Consider the following 19,800-nt stretch of genomic DNA (forward strand, 5'->3'; position numbering starts at 1 on the left):
ACTACTGCTCTAACTGCTCCTGAGCCTCAGTTGATGAACTGAAATCTGCGCCGATCTGTTCGGCAAGCAGTCCGGCATTTTTCTTGAATCCTTCATCTCTGAAATTATCTTTTGCCGTCCGCAGCTGCTCACGTGCCCAGTCCGGATTATCCATCTGATAGTAAATGTATGAAAGCAGGAAAACCAGTTTGCTTGAACCGTTTCTCTCTATCCACCGCTCAACATCAACCATCCTGTTTTCTATGATATCTCTGCTGCCTATAATGTCTGTGAGCTCAACACGCATTTTAACTATATCCGGATATATGAGCATTGCCCTGTTCAAGCTTACTGAGCTGCTGAGATATTCGCCTGCGGCGAATTGTGCAAAACAGATCCCCAGATGGCAGAGAGGGTCGTATTTTTTGTAAATCTTGGCTATTTTGTAAGCGCTGATCGCTTTGTAATACTGCCCCTGAGACATAAGCTTTTCTGCTTTTCGCATATAGGTGTTGAATTTGTCGTTTGAAAGCGTTGCAAAGGTTGAATGCTTACCTAAGATGTTTTCAGCCTGCTGGCGGAGATTATCACCTTCAGGGACAGCAATTTCCAGAGATTCTTCAATATCCTTTTCGGCCTCTGTTTTCGGGTTTTCAAAATCCTTTATGTATTTCTCGTATTTTTCTCTAGCCGAAAGGGGTTTTTCATTGCCTTTATCTGAAGAGTCTTCGCTGTCTAACTTTTTCTCATCTTCTTTTTTCTTTTGGGACGCAGATTGATAGTTCTGGATTTCGTCTTTTATTCTTTCAAACACGTCCATGTCTTCCTGCTTCTGTTTTGCCGCCGGATCCTGGAGCGGTGAATTTTCCTTAACCTTTTCGTTTTCTGTTCTTCTCAGCTCAGATTCTTTATTGATCTGTCGTTGTTTATCAGGGCTTGCGGGCTGCTGCGGCTTTAGAATATCATCTAAAGGATCCTTACTGCTTACCTTTCCCTGCTCTTTGGCAATGAGATCCTGAACGTATTTTTTAGTGATTAGGTCTTGGTGCTCCTGCTCAAAATTTTCGGGAAGAGAATACCTGTCTGCGTCCTTCCTTGAAGAGTATTCGCTGTTTTTCAGTTTGTTGGAGTCTATCTTAATGTTGCGGCCGTATCTCGTTTCCGAGAGAACTTTATTCCTCAGATATTCTTCGTATTCTGGCATGCCGGTTTTCAGGTTAGAGCGGTCAGTGATTCTGTGCGGGAGTTTTGTCCCGCTGAGAGGATAGCTGTATTTGAGCCCCGTAGAAGATTTGGAATAACGGTCGTACTCTCTATATGTGGTGATTGGGTTCTGATTATACTGCCTTCCGTTTACATCCATACCTGCCCGGGAATAGTTTTGATATCCTGGCTTCTGGTCATAGTAGTTGTAATTGCCCGTGTAAGGGCTTGTTTTGCTTTGGAGCTGAGTAGAAGGGGTAGTGTATCTTGCTCTGTTTGTGTTTCTGTTGATTCGCCTCTGCTGGTAGGCCTGCTGACCGGTACGGGGGATATCCCTTTCCGCAGCAGTCAATGCTGAAGTGAACAGCAGAATTAGTATGCATATAATATTTCTTCTCATAATAGCGCCCTCGAATAAATAAATTATCATACGCCGATTTTAAAATATTAAACCCTTCAAGTCAAACAAATACACAGGTAAGATTTTGCAATATTAAAGCTTATATCTCTATTCCTTTTACACTTGCCTTATTATTTTTGTTCGCTTTAGAACTGTGAAGGTTAGGTGATATGGCTAATCTTGATATCTCAAAAATATTTTATTGCTTGAAATCAGCCTGTGAATTTGATATTTTATTCGGGCTTAAAGTGGGAAATCAGGTCTATTTGGAAAGGGTACTGATAATATGTATTCCGAATCTTCGCAAGACGAAAAATTTCCCGAAACTGCCGGGATCGCGAAGGCAGCTACGGGAATTAATGGCTTGGATGAAATACTGATGGGCGGTCTGCCGTCCGGTTCGCTTACGCTCATAAACGGCGGTCCAGGGACAGGCAAGACGATCCTTGGTTCAGAATTTATATATCGCGGGGCGATTAACGGCGAACCCGGGATAATTCTTTCATTTGAAGAGAAAGCTGAAACACTGAAGAATAACGCTTTAACCCTTGGCTGGGATTTCAGGAAGCTTGAAAATGAAAATAAGCTTTCAGTTATTGAAGCAAGGATAGACCCTCAAGCGGTGCTTTCAGGCAGGTTTGATTTGTCTGGTCTGCTGGCAATTATTGATAGCGAGGCGGCAAGAATCAATTCAAAAAGAATCCTCATCGACGGGCCGGATGTCTTTCTCAGGCTCCTTGACGACCTTGTAAAAGAACGCAATGAATTGTACAGTTTCAAAAATTGGCTGGAGGACAACCAGATAACTACTGCGCTTACCATAAAAAAGTATGAAGGGGATTACAACCGCTATGAATTTTTGGACTATCTCTGCGACTGTGTTATCCAGTTAGACCAGCGGGTTTACAATCAGATTGCCACAAGGCGGCTTCGAGTGCTGAAGTGTCGCGGCTCGGACTTCGGCAGGAATGAATACCCGTTCGCAATATATCTCAACGGGGTTAAGATAATCCCCGTTACAACCACATCACTCCAGCACAAAGGTCTTGGCAAATCAGTTTCCAGCGGGGTTGAAAAGCTCGATGAACTCCTTGGCGGGGGCTACAGGAGAAATTCCTGCAACCTGATTTCAGGTACCTCAGGCACAGGGAAAACCACCCTTGTCTGTTCGTTTGTCAGTTCAATATGTCAAAACGGCGAAAAGGCTCTATATATAGATTTTGAAGAATCTCAGCAGGCAGTCGTTGAAGGTATGCTCAGCCCGGGAATCAATCTCAAAGCCCACATAGATAAAGGTCTGCTTAAATTTCACCCGGTAATGCCCGAAGCTCTTGGTGTTGAGGAGCATCTGGTGCGGGTTTTTCGTTTGATTGAAGAGTTTAACCCGGGATTTCTTGTGGTTGATGCCATTTCTGCCTGCAGGCGTATGGGCGATAAGCACGCGGCCTTCGATTATATCCTGAGGCTCATAAACTACTGCAAACAGAGAGGCATTACAACTCTGCTGACAAATCTTGCAGACAACGAGAGAGAGGGTAGGGAAATTACAGGAATTGATCTTTCTTCTGTGATTGACACTGTGATTCTGCTTAGAAACGTTGAATTTCAGGGGCGTTTGAATCGCCTTCTGCTAATACTAAAATCTAGAGCAAGGGCTCATTCAAATCAATGTCATCTTTTCAAAATTACAGACAATGGTATTAAAATAGGCGGTGTGTATTCAGGTGCGGAGAAAAGAGATGAGCGGCGATAACACTTTGATGGTTTTGAGGCTTTATGTGGCCGGAAAAAACGTAAATTCAACTCTGGCCATTGAGAATCTTGAAAAATTGTGCAGAAGATGCAATTCGTTTGAATACGATCTTAAAATTGTAGATGTGCTCAAAAACCCAGAAACTGCGCTGGAAAAGGGGATTTTCGTTACGCCGGCGCTTGAGATTCTTGAACCGGCTCCAGGGGGTATGGTTTACGGAACACTCTCAGACAGTGCTGTTCTAAAACCCTTTTTTCCCAATTTGTGATTAGTTATGGACTTTAATTTGGTGTCAAAGCTAATAATATGGGAAGTAAATTGAGTTATTCCAGAAAATTTATTTATGGTGCTACCGGACTGTTTGGTCTGCTTGCAGCTTTAAGGCTTATTAAAGTTGTTATTAATGAAAGCAGTTTCATTGATTTTCTCGCCTATTACGATATTACAAAGACTATCAGAAATGGGGTTGATCCTTATATTCTTGAAAATTTGTCTTTGCAATGGGGAAAACCGCCTATTGTATTTCCGGGATATACTGCAATATTTTATCCTATCACATTTTTTTCTTCAGTTGCAGCAGGGTATGTATTTTTAGTATTGAATGTGATAATAACTGTCATTCTTTTCTACTTGCTGTTTAGAAAAACAGGCCTGATAAGCAGCGATAAAAAAGATTTGTTAGATTCAGGCTTCCTTCTTACTTTATTCATATTTATGAGCTCCACACCCTATTTTGCATCGCTGGATCACGGGCAGATCACTATAATTGTAACTTTCTTTCTGATTTCGATTCTCTTAACAAAGCATTTCTATCTTAAGGTGTTATTCTTTGGTGCGGCCGCTGCGCTGAAATACTCTATGCTGCCTCTTTACGGTCTTGCTCTGTTTTTCAAAAAAAATTACCGGCTTTGCATATTCTCATTTGTTCTGTTTTTGCTTTTCGCAGCAGTTCCTCTGCTTCTTGGACATAATCTTATCGAGCTCTATTCGAGCTATACAGAACCCCTATTAACTCAGGTTTCAGAGGGAGGCTTCAATACATTCGCTGTGAGCGGATACAATATGATTCACCTGGATTTCATTGCTGTTAAATGGTTGCAATTAACCGCAAAAATATCCTGTGCGGCTTTATTTTTCTATGCCCTGTTCCTAACCAGGAAAGATGAGAACATAAGTATGCATCTTATGTTTTTTATTACCTCCCTGACGATGTTGATATCTTACCATCGACTGTACGATCTTGTTTTTGTTTTGCCCTTTGCGCTTTATCTAATAAATATTTACCTAAGGGAGGGTAAGTTTTTCAAGGCTGCTGTAACTTCAGGCTTTGTTGGTTTCTTTATTATTCCCGAGTCGATCATATTCAATTCTGCGGATTTTTTGGGTAGTTTTGTGAAAGGTAATTCTGCCATTCATTTGACAAGTTTTAATCGAAATCAGTACGCAAATATGTTTCCAGTACTGCCTGCAGCCTGCATCTTTCTCACTATATGGGCATTTTATCTTTTAGTTGTACGATACAGGGAATCGCAAAAATAGGTTGAATATATTAATTTAGAAAGCTGCTATTATGGGAAGTATCAAAAAATTTTCTAAGATCGGCGTGTTTTACAGCGGTAATAAGGCCCGCCTGCTGCTTGTTCTGCTCATACCTTTAGTTCTTCTCGCCCCTTATATTGCCGGCAGCCTCTTCAGCGGAGATACCTTTTTCACCGGCTATTTAATGAATGCCCACGATCAGAATATCTATTACAGTTTTATGAAGCAGGCTCAGGATGGGCATATAAGATTTCTGAACCTCAGCTGCGATATTCCGCACGAGAGGGAGTATATACATACCCTTTTCCTATTGCTTGGCGGGATTTCAGGGCTTTTGAATTTGCCTCTATGGCTTGTTTATCTTGTTTCCAAATATATTTTTTCTGTGTTATTTGGCTTTGCAGCTTGGGCGATGCTCAAAAAAGTCGTATCGGGCGGTTGGCTTACTACCGGCCTTCTTGCTGTTATGCTTGGCTCCGGTTTCGGGCTGTTTGGGAAGATATTCAGTTTAATCTCGGGTATTGAGGTATCAGGGGAGGCGATGTCTTCCTTCCCGGGCGATCTCTGGATGCCTGAGATGACCGTATGGAACTCAATCAACTATACGCCTCTTTTCATTTGGAGCTATCTTCTTATAGTTCTGATTTACGGCGGCATATATTTTGGCGAAAAAAAAGAATCATTCAAACCGTTTTTGGTCTCCGCCGGCTCTGTTTTTCTCATCGGTCTTTCTCATTCATACGACCTCGTTCCAATTGCATTTATATCCTTTGCTTTGTTCCTTTTGTTCAGATTTTTCAAAAGCTGGCCGTTTAAGCAGCGGGTCTTCTGGGGCTACTCTGCTTACGGCGTTTTATTTTTCGCCACACTGCTTTATCAGTATTATGTGCTCAAGACGAATGCCGGTTTCAGCCTCTGGGCGGAGAAGAACGTTAATCTACCGCCAAACTTTATTGTGATTCTAATGGGTTTCGGCCTGCTCTCCCTCGGTTATGTAGAATGTATTCTCAGAGTTTTCAAGTTTAAGCAAATGAGCTTAGAGCTCAAATTTATGGCGATATGGCTCCTTCTACAAACGGCTCTGATGTATTCGCCGTTTGCATTTTCGAGGCGATTTATACTCGGTATTAGTGTGCCGTTAGCTGTGTTTTTCGTGCTGTTTCTCAAGAGACTTCCCAATACAAAATTGCCGCCGAAAATTTCATATACTCTCTGCGGGCTTCTGCTTTGTATTACTTTTCTTACGCCTGCCTATCAAGTTGCTGCAAATTTCGGGAAAGTGGTTATCAGAGACTCAAGATTTTTCTATTCTCAAGAGGCCTATTCCGCCTACAGCTATATCTCCAATAACCTTACTGAAGAAGATACATTGCTTTCCGGTATTAAAGAGTCTAACAGGGCACTGAGATTCAGCTCAGCGCCGGTATCAGCAGGGAGCACTCAGCAAACGCCGGAGGATGTACGGAATAAGGTGGAGGTTCTTTTCTCTCAAGCCGGCGGGGAGCTTGATAATTTCGTTCAGAACAGAGGCATAAGCCATATCTTGTGCAATAAATCAGAGCATAAAGCCTTCCTCAATAAAAATAAAGGTTTTCTCAGTAAAAATGATGTTGTTTTTGAAAATGATCTTTATATTGTTTATGAAGTGATGTGATTTGCCCTCGGCATAATCTCTTGATACGTTTGAATGTTTTGGCATAAGTTTATAAAAATAGAGCGTAAAATTGATATTTATCAAAATAAACTATCCATCAGGATAAATAAGCAAAAGATGATTTTGATTTTAGAATGTTTTCTATTAAATATAATAATACCATTATTTTTATTCAGTTTTTTAAGGGGCATTGAATGAATCCCTCTCATGGGGAAGTTAAAGAGAACATTGAATTATTTGATTTTTCTGCTGATTTTGAGCCGAAAGATGAAGAAAACGCTGATTTTGTTAGTGTTGTAATTCCGGTTTATAAAGAAGAAGCCAACATCCCGTTAGTCGTGAGAGAGGTTTCTAAGGTTTTAGAAGCAGGCAAATATTCATATGAGCTCATTTTGGTTGATGATAACAGTCAGGATGGGTCTGTTGAACAATTAAAGAAGCTCCAGCAGGAAGGGCTTCCAGTATGTATGATTGTTAGGAAAAATCAGAGGGGGCTGAGTTCAGCAGTTATAGAGGGATTTAAGAGGGCGAAAGGTTCAGTGCTGGTTTGTATGGATGCTGATTTGAGCCATCCCCCAAAAACTTTACCGGAATTGATTAAAGCTGTCTTAGAGGAGCAGGCAGATTTTGCGATAGGAAGCAGATATGTCGAAGGTGCGGCAATTGAAAAGGACAGTAGCATTTTCAGGCGTTTGAGCGGTAAGATCGCAAGATTGATGGCTTTGCCGTTCACTAAAGCCAAAGATCCGGTGTCCGGTTTTTTTGCTTTGAAGAAACAAACCTTTCTAAGCAGCGCATATTTAAATCCCATAGGATCTAAAATCGGCCTTGAGCTGATCGTAAAATGCGGCTGCAGGAATATCAAAGAGATCCCAATATTCTTCTCAGACAGGAAATCCGGCAGCAGTAAGCTTAATTTCAAAGAGCAGCTCAGATATATCCAGCACATAAAAAGATTATTCGATTATAAATACGGCAATCTGGCAAAATTCTTTCAGTTCTGCATTGTCGGGGCAACAGGGGCCGTTGTTGACCTTACATCATACAACATCTTTATGAGTTTTATGCCAATAGAAACAGCCAGAATAATTGCTATTATCACAGCAATGACTTGGAATTTCGAAATGAACAGGCGCTTTACATTCAGCTACGGCAAGCACCGGCACTGGTTAAAGCAGTACTTCGGTTTTGTTTGCTGCTGCTCTATAGGGGCAGTGGTGAACTGGTTTGTCAGTATGTCATTAAGCAGGAATTTTGAATTCTGGTCAGAGCATCTAACCCTGGCGGCAGCTGTTGGAATACTATGCGGCACGTTATTTAATTTCCTGCTGAACAGATTTTGGGTTTACAGAAAAAAGGACTAATGGGAATTTTTTAAAATGGAAGCAAAGCGGCCAGAAATATTTGATCTTTTCCGGATTTACAGGCTTCTGTTTATAACAGGCCTTGGGATTTTCGCTCTTCTTATTTATCATTTCGGCGGGTTTGAGAGTTCGGGGATTTCGTTTAATTCGATAATTCTATTATTTGGGGCGGCGTGTTTAGGGCTTTTTCTAAGGAGCCTGCGGCGGAAGCTGTTTTTCGGGAAGGAGATTTCTCTGCACCAGTCTATGTCGTTTGAGGTAGTGATGCAGTATCTGCATTTTATGAGCCCTCTGCTTCCGGAAAAGACCTTTGAATCAGAGTTCCTAGCGCGAGAAACACGGATATCATCTGAGAAAATAAGCTTATGGCTTCATTCAAGGGTGCTGGGAGTTTATTTTATCTGTTCGCTCGCCGGCCTTCTTGTCTCAATCTTATACGCCAGCTTAGTGTTTTCTGTGATTTTTGCCGTTTCGGCAGCCGCTGCTTTGCTGGTTGCTTTTTTGAGAAAACACATAGGCGTTTTGAGCTATGTCAATTCTGTTGTATTTGGTGTTATTGTCTGGGGGCTGGAGGGGCTTGTTGTAACATCAGTGCTCAATCATTTCGTATCGCCGGCAGATTCATGGACGGCATACCTCATATTAACTGCCGTGATAGAATTATCTCCTGTACCTTTTGCAGTTGGTCTTGCTGAACTGCCTCTGCTGATTTTTGAATCGCCTGTTATTTTCTGGCTGTGCGTTGTGTTCCATTTGTCGAGAATAATCCCCGTACTTGCCTTATCAGCGGTTTACATAACACGATACAAGTTTAAAATTTCCGATTTCTTCAACCCGAGGATCATAGAATTTCTCCATAGATACCCTGAACAGGAAATCCCTGGGATAGAGGAAAACGAAGACGCCCCTGATGTGAGCATTGTTATACCGGCATACAATGAGGAGCAAAGACTTCCGGCTTTTATGAAGGATATATTGAATTATATAGAAGCAAACAGTTCTCGCTTATCTATAGAGGTTGTCATAGTTGATGACGGCTCAAGCGATAACACTGTTGAGGTTGCTCAGAAATTGGCAGGTGAAAATCCGAGCGTCAGACTTCTGCGTCAAGTAAGGAATCAGGGCAAGGGAGCAGCCGTGCGAAGGGGAATGCTTGAGGCAAAAGGACGGTATGCGCTTTACGCTGATGCGGATGGTGCAACGCCCATAAGGGAGCTGGATAAATTTATTCCATTTATTGAAAACCGTGATAAAATAGTAATAGGCTCTCGTAATATATCTGCCAGTGATGTTAAGCAGGAGAGAGAAGGTTTGAGGTCTGTAATGGGCGCAGCTTTTTACAAGATGGTCAATTTCCTTGCAGTTCCAGGTATCAAAGACACTCAGTGCGGGTTCAAAATGTACAGAAGGGATATAATCCATAAGATTTTCACACGCTCACTTGAAAACGGATGGGCGTTTGATGTTGAGCTTCTCTATCTGGCTCAGCTTATGGGCCATTCGATTGTAGAAGTGCCGGTGAACTGGCACGAAGTGGAAGGTTCGAAAATCAGCCCTGTAAAAGATGCCTTGAAAATGCTGGCCGCTATCTTTAGGATAAGAAGCAGGCAAGGGGGGTTTTTGAGTGATTCCTAAGCCCTTGTTTTGTATAATACAGGATTGCGTTTATTAGAAGAATAACACTTTAGGGTTTAAGTATGATAGATTACTTCAAAGATTTAGCAAAGTCGTTCATAGGCAGAGGGAATTTGCGATGCTATATACTCAATTACTCTCCCCCGGTAATAGTCTGTTATGAATACGATTTTCTCAGATCGAAGGATCAGATAATAAAAACTCTGCCCAAGGACAGAGTGTCTTATGTGCTTTTTATGCTGGGCTGGCACAGGCAGACAAAAGAGCGTATTGATGACTTGGTGAAGGATATACATAGCTTTCAGGCTGAAAACGAAGCGGTTGAATATGTGTGTATGGCAAACAGCGAGGACGAAAACCGCAAGATTCAAAACGCAGGGCTCAAGAGCTTTTTCTGCCATCAGAATGCATTTTTGGATACGAGTAAATACAAGATTGTACCTGATACTAAAAAGAGCTTTGATGCAATATATGTTGCAAGGATTACACCTTTCAAAAGGCATGAACTTGCACGTAAAATTGAGAGTCTCAAGATTGTGGGTGTGCATTCAGAGAGGGAAACTCAGCATTATAACAAAATAAGGGCAATTCTTCCGCAGGCTGAGTACACAGAATCTGTACCTTCCAGTAAAATTTACAAGGTTATAAATGAAGCACGATGCGGGCTTTGCCTTTCAAAGGAAGAAGGCGCTATGTTTGTCAGTGCTGAGTATCTGCTTTGCGGGCTCGGTATTGTGAACACCCCCAATATAGGAGGCAGAGATGAGCTTTTCAGCGATGAGTATGTTGTAACTGTACAGGATGATGAAGACGCCGTGGCTGAGGGGGTTCAGGAAATTATAAGGAGGGATTTAGATCCTTACTTAATCCGAAAAAAGACAATCGAGATTATGAACTCCCACCGAGAGAGACTGAAGAATTTTATTCAGGAAAAATGCGATCAGGCAGGTGCTGGATATGATTATTCAGCTCACTGGCAAGATATTTTTACTCATAAGCTTGGAATTAGGGTAACTGTCCCTATTTTCAGCCGGCAGAGAAAACGCATACTTAATAAAAACACCCGCCTATAGATGGGGCTTTATTGCTGCTTTTCAGGAACCAAGGTTAATCTGCGTTTGCCGGCCGACGAAAAACATCATCAATATGGTTCCAGAAATCCTCGCTAACCTCAGAATTGGCGTATTCAGATGCCTGCTGATAGAGCTGGAGTCTTTGTGATTCTATTTTATCCTTGAGCATCTGCATTCCGGGAAGAAGCTTTGGGAACGGTCTTGCGCTTCCGAAATATTCAATCGTCCTCTGCTTTTCTTCCTCAATGAGATTTTCCAAGCCTATTTTCCAAACGTCTCGATCGTGCATATCCCCAAGCATAGTTTGGAAATTTTTAACTTTAGTTATTGTTTGCTCAAGCGAGCCATCAAATGCCTTGTCAGCAGCTTCAAGACAGTAGCGGGTTTTCTTAACGGCAATTCTGAGCTTGTGGTGGCCGCCGTTGTTTTCTATGTCCTTTAGAAGCTCAAGCTTGTTTATCACATCATTTTTATGCGGCGAGATTCTCTCTCTGAGTCTTTCCAAAAGAGACTCGCTGATTCTCGGGATTTCTTTGTTTCTAAGGGGGAAGAGCATTCTTTCAGTGTCAAGATGCATATCGATGAGAATATTTTTATCCTCAAAACGCCTTATCTCTTTAGCCATCTTAGGCTGCAATTTTTGCCTTGCCTGCTGTTTTCTAAGAAGAGCTCTTCTGAGACCCGGCACCTGCCTTCTCGAATCGTAATTGAGCTCAGAGAGAATGCCTTCAATGAAAATAATCTCAACATCCAAATCCCTCGCTTCAGACATTCCTTTAAGAAGCTTTTTGAGCTGTTTTTGCCAGTTGTCCGCTCTTTCCTTGCCGTAAACATCTCCAAACAGACGCAAAACAGCCCTCAGCCTTCTCGAAGCCAATCGAACCTTATGAACATCTTCCACATCCCTTGCAAATTTAGCGCCTTCAAGCCGCTTAGTAATAGTTTTAAGCTGTTTTTTTACATTCTCGCAAGCGAGTTGTTGGGTTGCGGAATCTTGATTTTGCTGCATTTTCCTCTCCCTATTTAATTGAACCCAGAAGGTCTGCAGGCCATTTCTCTGATTCTTCACTGATGCCGTTTTCTAAAAGTTCTGCAAAGCTTTTGAGGGTTTTTCTTGCATCTGCAATCGGGTAATAGAAGGCATCCCAGTTCTCGCTGTCTTCGCCGTCGTGATTTGGCAATACAGCGTCAAAAATATGAGCCATCTGCATTTCTCGAAATGCGCTTGATGCCCTGGTTTCAATGTTTTCGAGGTCTTTCAAGCCGAGAAGTCCTTTATGCCTTGAAGTGCGGCGGAGGAGTTTGCGTCTCATAACGTCAGCGATAAAATCTTCAATGCAAACGCCAATCTCCTTGAGCTCCTGGATTTCATTTTTTTCGAGCGGAGACAGGAAAATTTTAAGCGTTTTAATGTTGTCTTTTATTCCCGCCTTCAGCAGTTCAAAAACTACAAATGGATTACCCTCGAAAAATACATCTCCGTTTTGCAGCATTTTCGTGAGTTCTCGGATGTCCATAGCCTGTAAATCAGTTCGTACTTCAAGCACAAGATAGTCGTTATTTTCTCTCAAGGCCTCAATTTTTTCTCTTTTTCGGAAGTGATAATCTTCGCCGTCTGTTTCACCGGGCCTCGGACTGCGGCTGTTGTACAACACGCATTTCCTCAGCCTTCCAGCAAGATCAGGGTAAAATTTCCGCAAACTGCTGTATAAAGGACCTTTGCCTGCGCATGAGGGACCTGAAAGAATGATTAGCTTGCCCATTTTTCGCTCCCCGTTAAATGTTTGAGCTTATTCAGTAAATTATAGCCGATTTTCAGCCCATTGTCAAAGCAAGGGTTCCTCTGGAGGGGTATCTACTTATTAAAATGCAGGCCGCTCTACTTCAGTCCTGATAAGATATCGTGAATAACTCTTGAGCCAAGCGGGTCGGCTTCGAGTATCAGTTCGTGTTTGCCTCGCGGGTATTCGATCAGCTCGGCGTTTGGCCAGTAGTTTTTGAAATACTCTGCACCCTCATTTGTGTCAACAGTTGTGTCTTTGAGGCCGTAGAGGACTCTTGCCGGCACGCTGCATTTACCCTTTTTGCGAAGTTCCGCTTCCCATCTGTGAAGGGCCTTAACCCAGCTCAGCGGTAGGAAATTTTCCCGAAGCGGATCGCTGCGTTCCATCTCAATGTAGAACGGATCTGATGTTTCTTTTTTGTACACTCGCGGGATCTTGTCTGTAATTTCATCGAATGCTGAAGTGGCTTTTTTTGTTATTTCCCAAAGGGCGTTTCTGATAAGCGGGGCGGCTAAAACTGTTTTTTTGAAGGCCCCTTTACCGTTTTTCAGGTGGTAATCAACAAAAATTGCCCCGCCAAGACTGAAGCCAAGTCCATATACAGGAAGGGCGGTAAAGCGATTTTTTACCTGATCAGCGAACACTTCTAAAACCAGTCTATACTCATCAAAGTTGGAAATGGCATATTTCTTCCCGTTGGAAAGTCCGTGCCCGGGCAAGTCTAATGCGCAAACTGAATACCCATTTTTATTAACTTCAGGGATCAGCTTGCCCATCTGCACGCAATGTCCCAGATATCCGTGAAGAGCCAATATAACGCCTTTGGGAGATTGTGCGGGAAAGTGGTATGAGGCTATGTTGAACCCGCCTGCCTGTAAATATTCAAATTCGGTATTTTCCGCAGGAAGATGATAATACTTCAAATGATCGGAGATGTTTTTTTTCATATCTAAGCCGCTTTTAATTTGGGGTGATTGGTGAAAAGGTACAATTTTCTTTCAGACGAAAGTACTTATCACTTTCAGGCAGAGAAAAGAATCGCTCTTTCATTTGTTTGGTAAAGTTGAATAATTTTATTTTATCAGCCTTCAGGTGTATGAATGCGTTATCCTGTTCGGTTTGAATTTGTATAACATCTGGCACTTTGAAATTTTCTTTCAGTGCAGTGTATGAGGGAAGTACTATCGAAACTGCAAGGCGGGCGTTTCTGTATATCTCTATAGACTGGGGCAAAAGGCTTTTGCTGTCGAAACTGTATTTTGCGTATTCTCCGGCAGATGATTTGTCTTCAAAATACCATCTCCCATCTGAGTAAACCAGATCGCTCTTGCTAATAGTCTCGGGAGGTATAAAACCGAGCATTATTTCAGGTTTGATTCCGCTCAGTCCTCCAATTACAGAGCATTCATCAGTAATCGTACGGGGGAATATATAGCACGATTTATCTTTGCCTTTGTATGATTTGTACCAGATCTTTTCTTGATCAGAGCCTGCGATAATCATTGTGCCCATGATAGACTTGAGCTGTACAGCGATGCTTTTAAGCGAATCGAAATATAGATTTGCGGTTACATCTCCGGAAATGCTGTCAGATTTATACTTCCCCTCAGCCCGTAAGGCAAAGGACTGGGCAGCCATTTTTCTCCTCTCCAGCTTTTCTGCAATTTTCACCGGCGAGGGGGCATCAGCGGTTTGACGTCCGAAGTCTATTTTAGCGGGCATTGAGCACCCGGCTGTAAATATCAGCCCCGCTGTGAGCCACATCCAAACCTTCATTCATCCTCCAAAAGCATAATGTCCCCGATATTTTCGCTGAGCTTTTCGATCTGTTCTTCACCAATATGCGGGTCTAAAACCTCTACCATCTTATCCTGTCCGGTAATTTTCAACCTCCAGTAGTCTTTCCCGTCTCTGCTGAAGGTGTCTTTGTATCGAAGGATTCGTTTTCTTACGAGCACGAGCATAAGTACAAAGCGGAAATTGATTTTTTCGGGCTCTTCTGACTGCTCAAGCTTCTCGAGGAATTCGAGCATAGTTTCATCGTTAAGAAACTTCTGCTTGCCTTTCTCTTCCGGCTGGGGCATTTTAGTTTTCCAGAAGTAAAAGGTTCGTGGTTTCTTCTCTTGCCAGCAGCCGATGCAAGTGTCTATTCTCTCGAAGCCTTCCTGCCCATCTACAAGACCTGCATAGAATTCTTCATCAGTCTCAAATTCTCTGCCGCATATCGAGCAAACGCCTTCAGGTTTCTTTATGTTCCAGTCTGCCATTATTCAAACTCGGTGTATTCAGAGATTTTTTCAATGGTAACCGGCCCTATGCCGTAAACGTTGTCTAATTGTTTAAGAGTTTCAAGATTTTGTTTTTTTCTGTATTCGATAATTCTATCAGCAAGCACGTTACCAATTCCCGGGAGCCTTACAAGGCTTGCTTTCGGGGCGGTTTGAGGATGAACCTTTGAATAAATATCTATGCTGCGTTCGCTGCTCCCCGCAGCACCTGCAAAAGACAGCAGTATCCCCGCAATGATTACAATCAACGCAAAATTCCATTGATACCTCAAGTGAAAGTCTTGAAAATTGCCCATAAAGTCAGCCGCAAAGCAGTTTTCGGAAATTTCTAAGAGTTTTCATTGCTTTTTTCGGTTCGCCTCCGGAAGTTACAATCCCCACTGGTTCCTCGATATCTACAAAAGAATCATAGGTTACCGATGCCATCTGCTCCTTGGCAAGCAGTATTTTGTAAAGGGCTCTGAGGAATGCTGCCTGAGTGTTCTCAGACCACGGCTCCCGCCAGTATCCTGAGCCTTCAATCGGCTTTGAAGGAACTTTTATTGACGTAACGCAGATCGGTCTGCTTGATACTGTGAGTTGGTCTATCATTGCTGATATCTGCATAAGGTCTTTGGTTGCAGCGTCAGGGGTTTTCCCGGAGAGGTCGAGCTCAATTCCGATCTTATCGAAGGTTATAGCGTTTTGCATGAGAGTTTCAGCAAACTGGACAGTGGGTATTGTGCAGGCATTTCTTGAATGATACCAGCCCCAAGGTTTATCAAGGGTGATAATCTTGGTTGTTTTTGAGTTTGCTGCACGTGCTGCAAGGCAGGCTGCTCTGCAGATTTCAATACATTCATCAAAGCTGAACCCAAGATCATTGCTTGAATTCATACTTCCCACAAGCTGCCATGTGTCTATTTTGCCTGCATACTTCTTTACGATTTTCGTGATAAAGTTGTAGGCCAGCTCTTTTATGCCGTCGTATTCATAGCCTCCAAGCCATTCAGGGTAAATGCCCCTTTCAAACTTCAGCAGGGGGCCTGCTGAAAGACGAATCTTTTCCGGCCCGAACGCAGCAAGACAATTGTCTATAGAAGAAAAATCGTATTCGCCTTTTTTCTTTTCAATCTCGCCCCAGCTAACCGGTATTACAGCATAATTGAACAAGTCGAGTATTTTTCTTCTGTAGCTCTCGCTCGCCGCAAATTTGGGCTGGAGAGTGCATCCGAAAGACATCTCATTGAATTTACCGCTTCCGGCCTTTGTATTCAAATTTGTTTCAGCATGCCTCTGAGCAAGATTCTCTGAGGCAAGAACAGCCTTTTTGAGGCATTTATCCGCATAAACTGAGGCCTTTTCAGGCTGATTTATGTGTGATAAGGCACTCACAAAAAGCTTTTCAGCTGATTGAATTGCTTTATTTGTATGGTTATCGTTTTCGTCGAAGAGCTGCCAGTCTTCCCGCTTGAGCATTATCTGCATCAGCCGAGCGCGTGCCAGTTCAAGATTGAGTATGTAAGGCTCCGAACGTTTGCGCAGTTTAGTTGTGCAGAGCTGCATCTTTCCGAGCCCTTCAACCTCCCACATCACAGCAAGGCCTCCAGCTTCGTATGTAAGCATATCAAAGCTTATTACGCTGTCGGAAAAATCCAGAGATTCGCTCACCCTGAGGGCTGCTCCTTCCGAATCGAAAACATAAGCCCCGTCCAAGTTGAAAGTGTCTGTTAATTTTCCTTCTTTATATACCTGAAATCTCAACGCTGATCCCTGATTAAACTTTTGTAAATTATCAACTCAAAGAGGCGAGATTATAATTATAAATGCAAGGTTTTGCAAATATTTTACGCAGAAAACGCCTGATAAAGCAAAAAAGCCCTCAGGCAGGAATGTGATTGCAACGATTTTTGCAGCTTTTCAAACGCTGAGAAACAGGCTGAATTCTGATAATCAGCCTGAAAGTTTCGCGGAAGCAGAGGAATCAACCGTAATCTCGCCTTTTTCAAGGCAGCTGAAACAGAAAATGAAATTTCTGTAATACTCTCTGGCTTCCCTGCTTGAGGCAAGAATCTGGTTTAGCTTATTTAACTGCCCCTTTGTTATTTCACCAGTTAGTGAGGCGAGAATTAACCTGCTTAGAATGCTCTTATAGATAAAGTGATTTTTCATCAATATTCCAGCATCTTTCTTCCGATGCACCTTGAGAGAACGTCATGAGTTTTTGAGAGCCGCCTGTGGACTGCCGTTATAGACAAGTTGAGTATGCCTGCTATTTCGTTCAAAGTAAACCTCTGCTGATACTTCATTGAAAGTAAATGTTTGCATGGCCCGCTTACATTTTCTACACACTCTTCAAGCAGTTCCTTCCTGATTTCGCAGTTATGATTTTCTTTTGTGTTTTCCGATTCAATCAGCTCTAAGACTTCATGGTCTAAATATGAGTTTCTGGAATAATGTTTTCGGCAGTAATTTTTTGCGCAGAAGCGTGCAATTGTCCTGCCCCAGGAAAGAAAATTCGTGCCTTTCTTAAAGCTGGCTCTTTTTTGCCACATAATCAGCGAAGCCTCCTGAAATATGTCTTCAGCATCAGCTGCATTAGGCACTAACATAAGGATATAATTATAAATCTTAGTCCCTTCAAGTGCCATTTTTTCTGCAAAATACTTTTCTTCCATAGCTTCTCTGACGTATTATAACATAATTTATTATTAAAGCATTCTAACACTTTATCGATTCAGGGTAACACCAAATTTAACATTTTTCCTTTCAATTTGTAAACAAGTGAGCTGCTGAGCAGCTTAAATGGTGGAAGCAGGCATACGAAATTATTTTTGGTTCTGAATACTGATTGAAATTCAGCAAAGGTAAGTATAATAAATAAAAGATATTTTTACTTTCAGGCACAAAGAATGAGAAAAATAAATTTAATAATACTCTTACTCGCAGCTTCTTTGTTTTCATATTCAGGCGGAGACGGCTCTTTGGATGCCCCGTTTGAGATAGATTCAGCTGAAGATCTCTCTCAATTGGCCGGAACGCCCGGTCATTGGGGCAAAAGCTTTAAATTCACCTCCGATATTGAAATGAAAGGCCGGCATATAGAACCCATAGCGCCGGAGCAGGAGGATCCTTTCGGGGGAACTGTTCAGGGAGGCGGCCATAAAATACATAATCTGAGCTATACAGGGCGTTTTTCTGAGACTGCCGGCTTCTTTGCCAATCTTTCGCCTAATGCAAGGATTGTTGATCTGCACCTAGTTAATCCGAAAATGTTTGCCGCAAGAGATGACCTTGTTTATGCGGGAACACTTGCAGGACTCTGTAAGGGCAAGCTTATCAAATGCTCTGCAACGGAGGTAAAAATGAACATAAGATGCGGCGATTATGCCGCAGGAGGCGCTCTCGTAGGACGGCTCAAGGGCGGGCTAATTACTGGATGCCGCAGTTCAGGCGAGGTTGCTGTTTATGCCGGCAGAAGGGCGTTTGCAGGCGGGCTGGTTGGATATTCACTTCAGGCAGTAGTGGAAAACAGCTCTTCTGAATGTGATGTTTCTGTGGATTCGGATAAATTCTCATATGCCGGCGGGATTACAGGATATGCTGTTGAAGGCGAGATAACAAGATGTTTCACGGCAGACTCTCGAGTTAGCTCGGGAAATAACAACAGCTATTGCGGCGGAATCTCTGGTGAGCTTTACAATGGCACACTTACTGCATGCTGGAGTAAATCAGACGTATTCCCGCATAAAAGCGCCTTTGGCGGAGGTATTACAGGCCGGCAGTATTACTCAATTATAAGAAATTCATTTTTCGCGGGCGGACTTTCCACGGAGCTCTCTGATAATTCAAGAGGCGGAGTGGCAGGTGAAACGCAAAAGAGCATTCTTGAGGGCTGTTTTTGGAATTTAGAAACTTCCGAATGCTTCAATCCTGCCGGCTGCGGAGATGAATACAAAGGAAGAACCAGCAGGGCTCTTAAGCCCGAATTGATGAAGGATTACTATTTTTACAAGCATGCCGGCTGGCTTTTTGCCGGGCAAGCAAAAAAGGGCGAAGAGCCCAACTGGAAAGAAGTTCCGGGCAGTCTCCCGCAGCTCTACATGGAAGGAACCTCTGAAACTCCCCTGGACAAATAGGGTTTGAAATCGGAATATGGCATTCTTATATGGAATAGATGAAGCGGGCTACGGACCAATACTTGGCCCGCTTGCTGTCAGTTATACGGGGTTTCGCATTCCTGATGAAATTATCGCTGAAGATCTGTGGGAGATCCTTAAAAACGCAGCGGGAAAAAATAAACGCGCCCTTCGCGGGCGTCTTCTTATAACAGACAGCAAAAAGGTTTATTCACGGAAATCCGGTATTGCTCATTTGCTCAAAACAGTTCTCGCACTTACGGCTCTTCGCCCTGCATCTTCAAGAGATCTGATTGACTCTTTAACTTCCAGTTCGCTGAAAAAGCCTGCCGATTATCCGTGGTATGAAGGGCTCAGAGCCGAATCGCTAGATTACGACATAGACGATGTGAACATTTCCGGCGAAGTTTTCAGCAGAGAATGCGGTAAGAACTATATCGAGTATATTGGCGCAGGCTCAGAGCTTCTTGATGCCGGAGCATATAACGACTTGATCCTGAGCGTTCAGAATAAATCTTCACTTCTCTTTACGCTTTTATGCCGCCTGATTGCGATTATCGCAGAGAATCACCCGAAAGAGACAATTCAAATCATAGCAGACCGGCAGGGCGGCAGGGCGCATTATTCAAGGCCGCTTGCTAAGATGTTTCCGTATATGGAAGTGGCGGTGCTTAAGGAATCGGAGAATATCTCAAGCTATCTGCTACAAGGCAGCTCAGAGATTAAGATACATTTCACTGCAAAAGCAGATCAGAGGTTTCTGCCAGTATCCGCTGCATCAATGATATGCAAGCTGCTCAGGGAGATTATGGTTGAATCGCTTAACAAATATTTCATTGCGAGAAAACCAGGGCTTGCCCCAACTGCCGGCTACTGGAAGGATGGCTTGCGGTTTATTTCAGAAATTGAGCCTATAATTGAACAGCAGCAGATAGACAGAACACGCCTTGTCCGATCGCGCTAATATTAAAATTAAAAAAGCCGGAGAGCTTTAAACGCCCCGACCTTAG

The 19,800-nt window shown here is 42.8% G+C and carries 19 protein-coding genes; 9 read left to right on the plus strand and 10 right to left on the minus strand.

Going from position 1 to position 19,800, the window contains the following annotated elements:
• Position 1 precedes the first annotated feature (1 nt).
• Positions 2-1,582 (minus strand): hypothetical protein, encoded by a 1,581-nt coding sequence (locus tag STSP1_RS01290; RefSeq protein WP_123806945.1) that lies wholly within the window; start codon positions 1,580-1,582, stop codon positions 2-4.
• 286 nt (positions 1,583-1,868) lie between these two features.
• On the opposite strand from STSP1_RS01290, the gene kaiC reads away from it, so the two are divergent.
• From kaiC to STSP1_RS01325, 7 genes are all read left to right on the plus strand, one after another.
• The gene (gene kaiC, locus STSP1_RS01295) at positions 1,869-3,335 is read left to right on the plus strand and encodes a circadian clock protein KaiC (RefSeq protein ID WP_085754616.1); all 1,467 of its coding nucleotides are present in this window, start codon (positions 1,869-1,871) and stop codon (positions 3,333-3,335) included.
• On the plus strand, positions 3,322-3,603 hold the full coding sequence (locus tag STSP1_RS01300; RefSeq protein ID WP_085754617.1) for a circadian clock KaiB family protein: 282 nt from the start codon (positions 3,322-3,324) through the stop codon (positions 3,601-3,603). Before kaiC ends, STSP1_RS01300 begins: the two co-directional genes overlap by 14 nt.
• Positions 3,604-3,641: 38 nt before the next feature.
• Positions 3,642-4,874, plus strand: coding sequence for a glycosyltransferase 87 family protein (locus tag STSP1_RS01305; protein ID WP_085754618.1), 1,233 nt, complete (start codon positions 3,642-3,644; stop codon positions 4,872-4,874).
• Between the two features lie 31 nt (positions 4,875-4,905).
• Complete coding sequence (locus STSP1_RS01310; protein WP_085754619.1) at positions 4,906-6,528, plus strand: hypothetical protein; 1,623 nt, start codon at positions 4,906-4,908, stop codon at positions 6,526-6,528.
• 194 nt (positions 6,529-6,722) lie between these two features.
• Complete coding sequence (locus STSP1_RS01315; protein ID WP_085754620.1) at positions 6,723-7,892, plus strand: glycosyltransferase; 1,170 nt, start codon at positions 6,723-6,725, stop codon at positions 7,890-7,892.
• A 15-nt stretch (positions 7,893-7,907) separates the two neighbouring features.
• Positions 7,908-9,527: a dolichyl-phosphate beta-glucosyltransferase gene (locus STSP1_RS01320; protein WP_085754621.1), complete on the plus strand. Its 1,620-nt coding sequence runs from the start codon at positions 7,908-7,910 to the stop codon at positions 9,525-9,527.
• 62 nt (positions 9,528-9,589) lie between these two features.
• Positions 9,590-10,600 (plus strand): glycosyltransferase family protein, encoded by a 1,011-nt coding sequence (locus STSP1_RS01325; protein WP_085754622.1) that lies wholly within the window; start codon positions 9,590-9,592, stop codon positions 10,598-10,600.
• A 34-nt stretch (positions 10,601-10,634) separates the two neighbouring features.
• Here the strand turns inward: STSP1_RS01325 and STSP1_RS01330 are convergent, their stop codons facing one another.
• The 9 genes from STSP1_RS01330 to STSP1_RS01370 all read right to left on the minus strand — a co-directional run bounded on the left by STSP1_RS01330 (position 10,635) and on the right by STSP1_RS01370 (position 17,329).
• Complete coding sequence (locus STSP1_RS01330; protein ID WP_085754623.1) at positions 10,635-11,609, minus strand: CHAD domain-containing protein; 975 nt, start codon at positions 11,607-11,609, stop codon at positions 10,635-10,637.
• 10 nt (positions 11,610-11,619) lie between these two features.
• Positions 11,620-12,363, minus strand: coding sequence for a guanylate kinase (locus tag STSP1_RS01335; RefSeq protein WP_085754624.1), 744 nt, complete (start codon positions 12,361-12,363; stop codon positions 11,620-11,622).
• Positions 12,364-12,479: 116 nt separating this feature from the next.
• Positions 12,480-13,331 carry an alpha/beta hydrolase gene (locus tag STSP1_RS01340; RefSeq protein WP_085754625.1) on the minus strand — a complete coding sequence of 284 codons (852 nt, stop codon included), beginning with the start codon at positions 13,329-13,331 and terminating at the stop codon, positions 12,480-12,482.
• A 13-nt stretch (positions 13,332-13,344) separates the two neighbouring features.
• Complete coding sequence (locus STSP1_RS01345) at positions 13,345-14,160, minus strand: hypothetical protein (RefSeq protein ID WP_085754626.1); 816 nt, start codon at positions 14,158-14,160, stop codon at positions 13,345-13,347.
• Positions 14,157-14,651: a hypothetical protein gene (locus STSP1_RS01350; RefSeq protein WP_085754627.1), complete on the minus strand. Its 495-nt coding sequence runs from the start codon at positions 14,649-14,651 to the stop codon at positions 14,157-14,159. The genes STSP1_RS01345 and STSP1_RS01350 overlap by 4 nt, the downstream gene beginning before the upstream one ends.
• Positions 14,651-14,968 carry a ComEA family DNA-binding protein gene (locus STSP1_RS01355; protein WP_085754628.1) on the minus strand — a complete coding sequence of 106 codons (318 nt, stop codon included), beginning with the start codon at positions 14,966-14,968 and terminating at the stop codon, positions 14,651-14,653. The genes STSP1_RS01350 and STSP1_RS01355 overlap by 1 nt, the downstream gene beginning before the upstream one ends.
• A gap of 4 nt (positions 14,969-14,972) precedes the next feature.
• Positions 14,973-16,415 (minus strand): endo-1,4-beta-xylanase, encoded by a 1,443-nt coding sequence (locus STSP1_RS01360; protein WP_085754629.1) that lies wholly within the window; start codon positions 16,413-16,415, stop codon positions 14,973-14,975.
• Positions 16,416-16,604: 189 nt separating this feature from the next.
• Positions 16,605-16,823: a hypothetical protein gene (locus STSP1_RS01365; RefSeq protein WP_085754630.1), complete on the minus strand. Its 219-nt coding sequence runs from the start codon at positions 16,821-16,823 to the stop codon at positions 16,605-16,607.
• Positions 16,823-17,329, minus strand: a complete 507-nt coding sequence (locus tag STSP1_RS01370; protein WP_085754631.1) for an RNA polymerase sigma factor — start codon at positions 17,327-17,329, stop codon at positions 16,823-16,825. Before STSP1_RS01370 ends, STSP1_RS01365 begins: the two co-directional genes overlap by 1 nt.
• Before the next feature lie 234 nt (positions 17,330-17,563).
• Here STSP1_RS01370 and STSP1_RS01375 point away from each other — a divergent pair, with 234 nt between their 5' ends.
• Together STSP1_RS01375 and STSP1_RS01380 are read left to right on the plus strand one after the other, a co-directional pair.
• Entirely contained in the window at positions 17,564-18,790 is a 1,227-nt protein-coding gene (locus STSP1_RS01375) for a hypothetical protein (RefSeq protein WP_085754632.1), read from the plus strand.
• A gap of 16 nt (positions 18,791-18,806) precedes the next feature.
• Positions 18,807-19,754 carry a ribonuclease H family protein gene (locus STSP1_RS01380; RefSeq protein WP_085754633.1) on the plus strand — a complete coding sequence of 316 codons (948 nt, stop codon included), beginning with the start codon at positions 18,807-18,809 and terminating at the stop codon, positions 19,752-19,754.
• The last annotated feature ends 46 nt before the right edge of the window (positions 19,755-19,800 follow it).

It is taken from the genome of Sedimentisphaera salicampi (assembly GCF_002117005.1).
Classification (GTDB): domain Bacteria; phylum Planctomycetota; class Phycisphaerae; order Sedimentisphaerales; family Sedimentisphaeraceae; genus Sedimentisphaera; species Sedimentisphaera salicampi.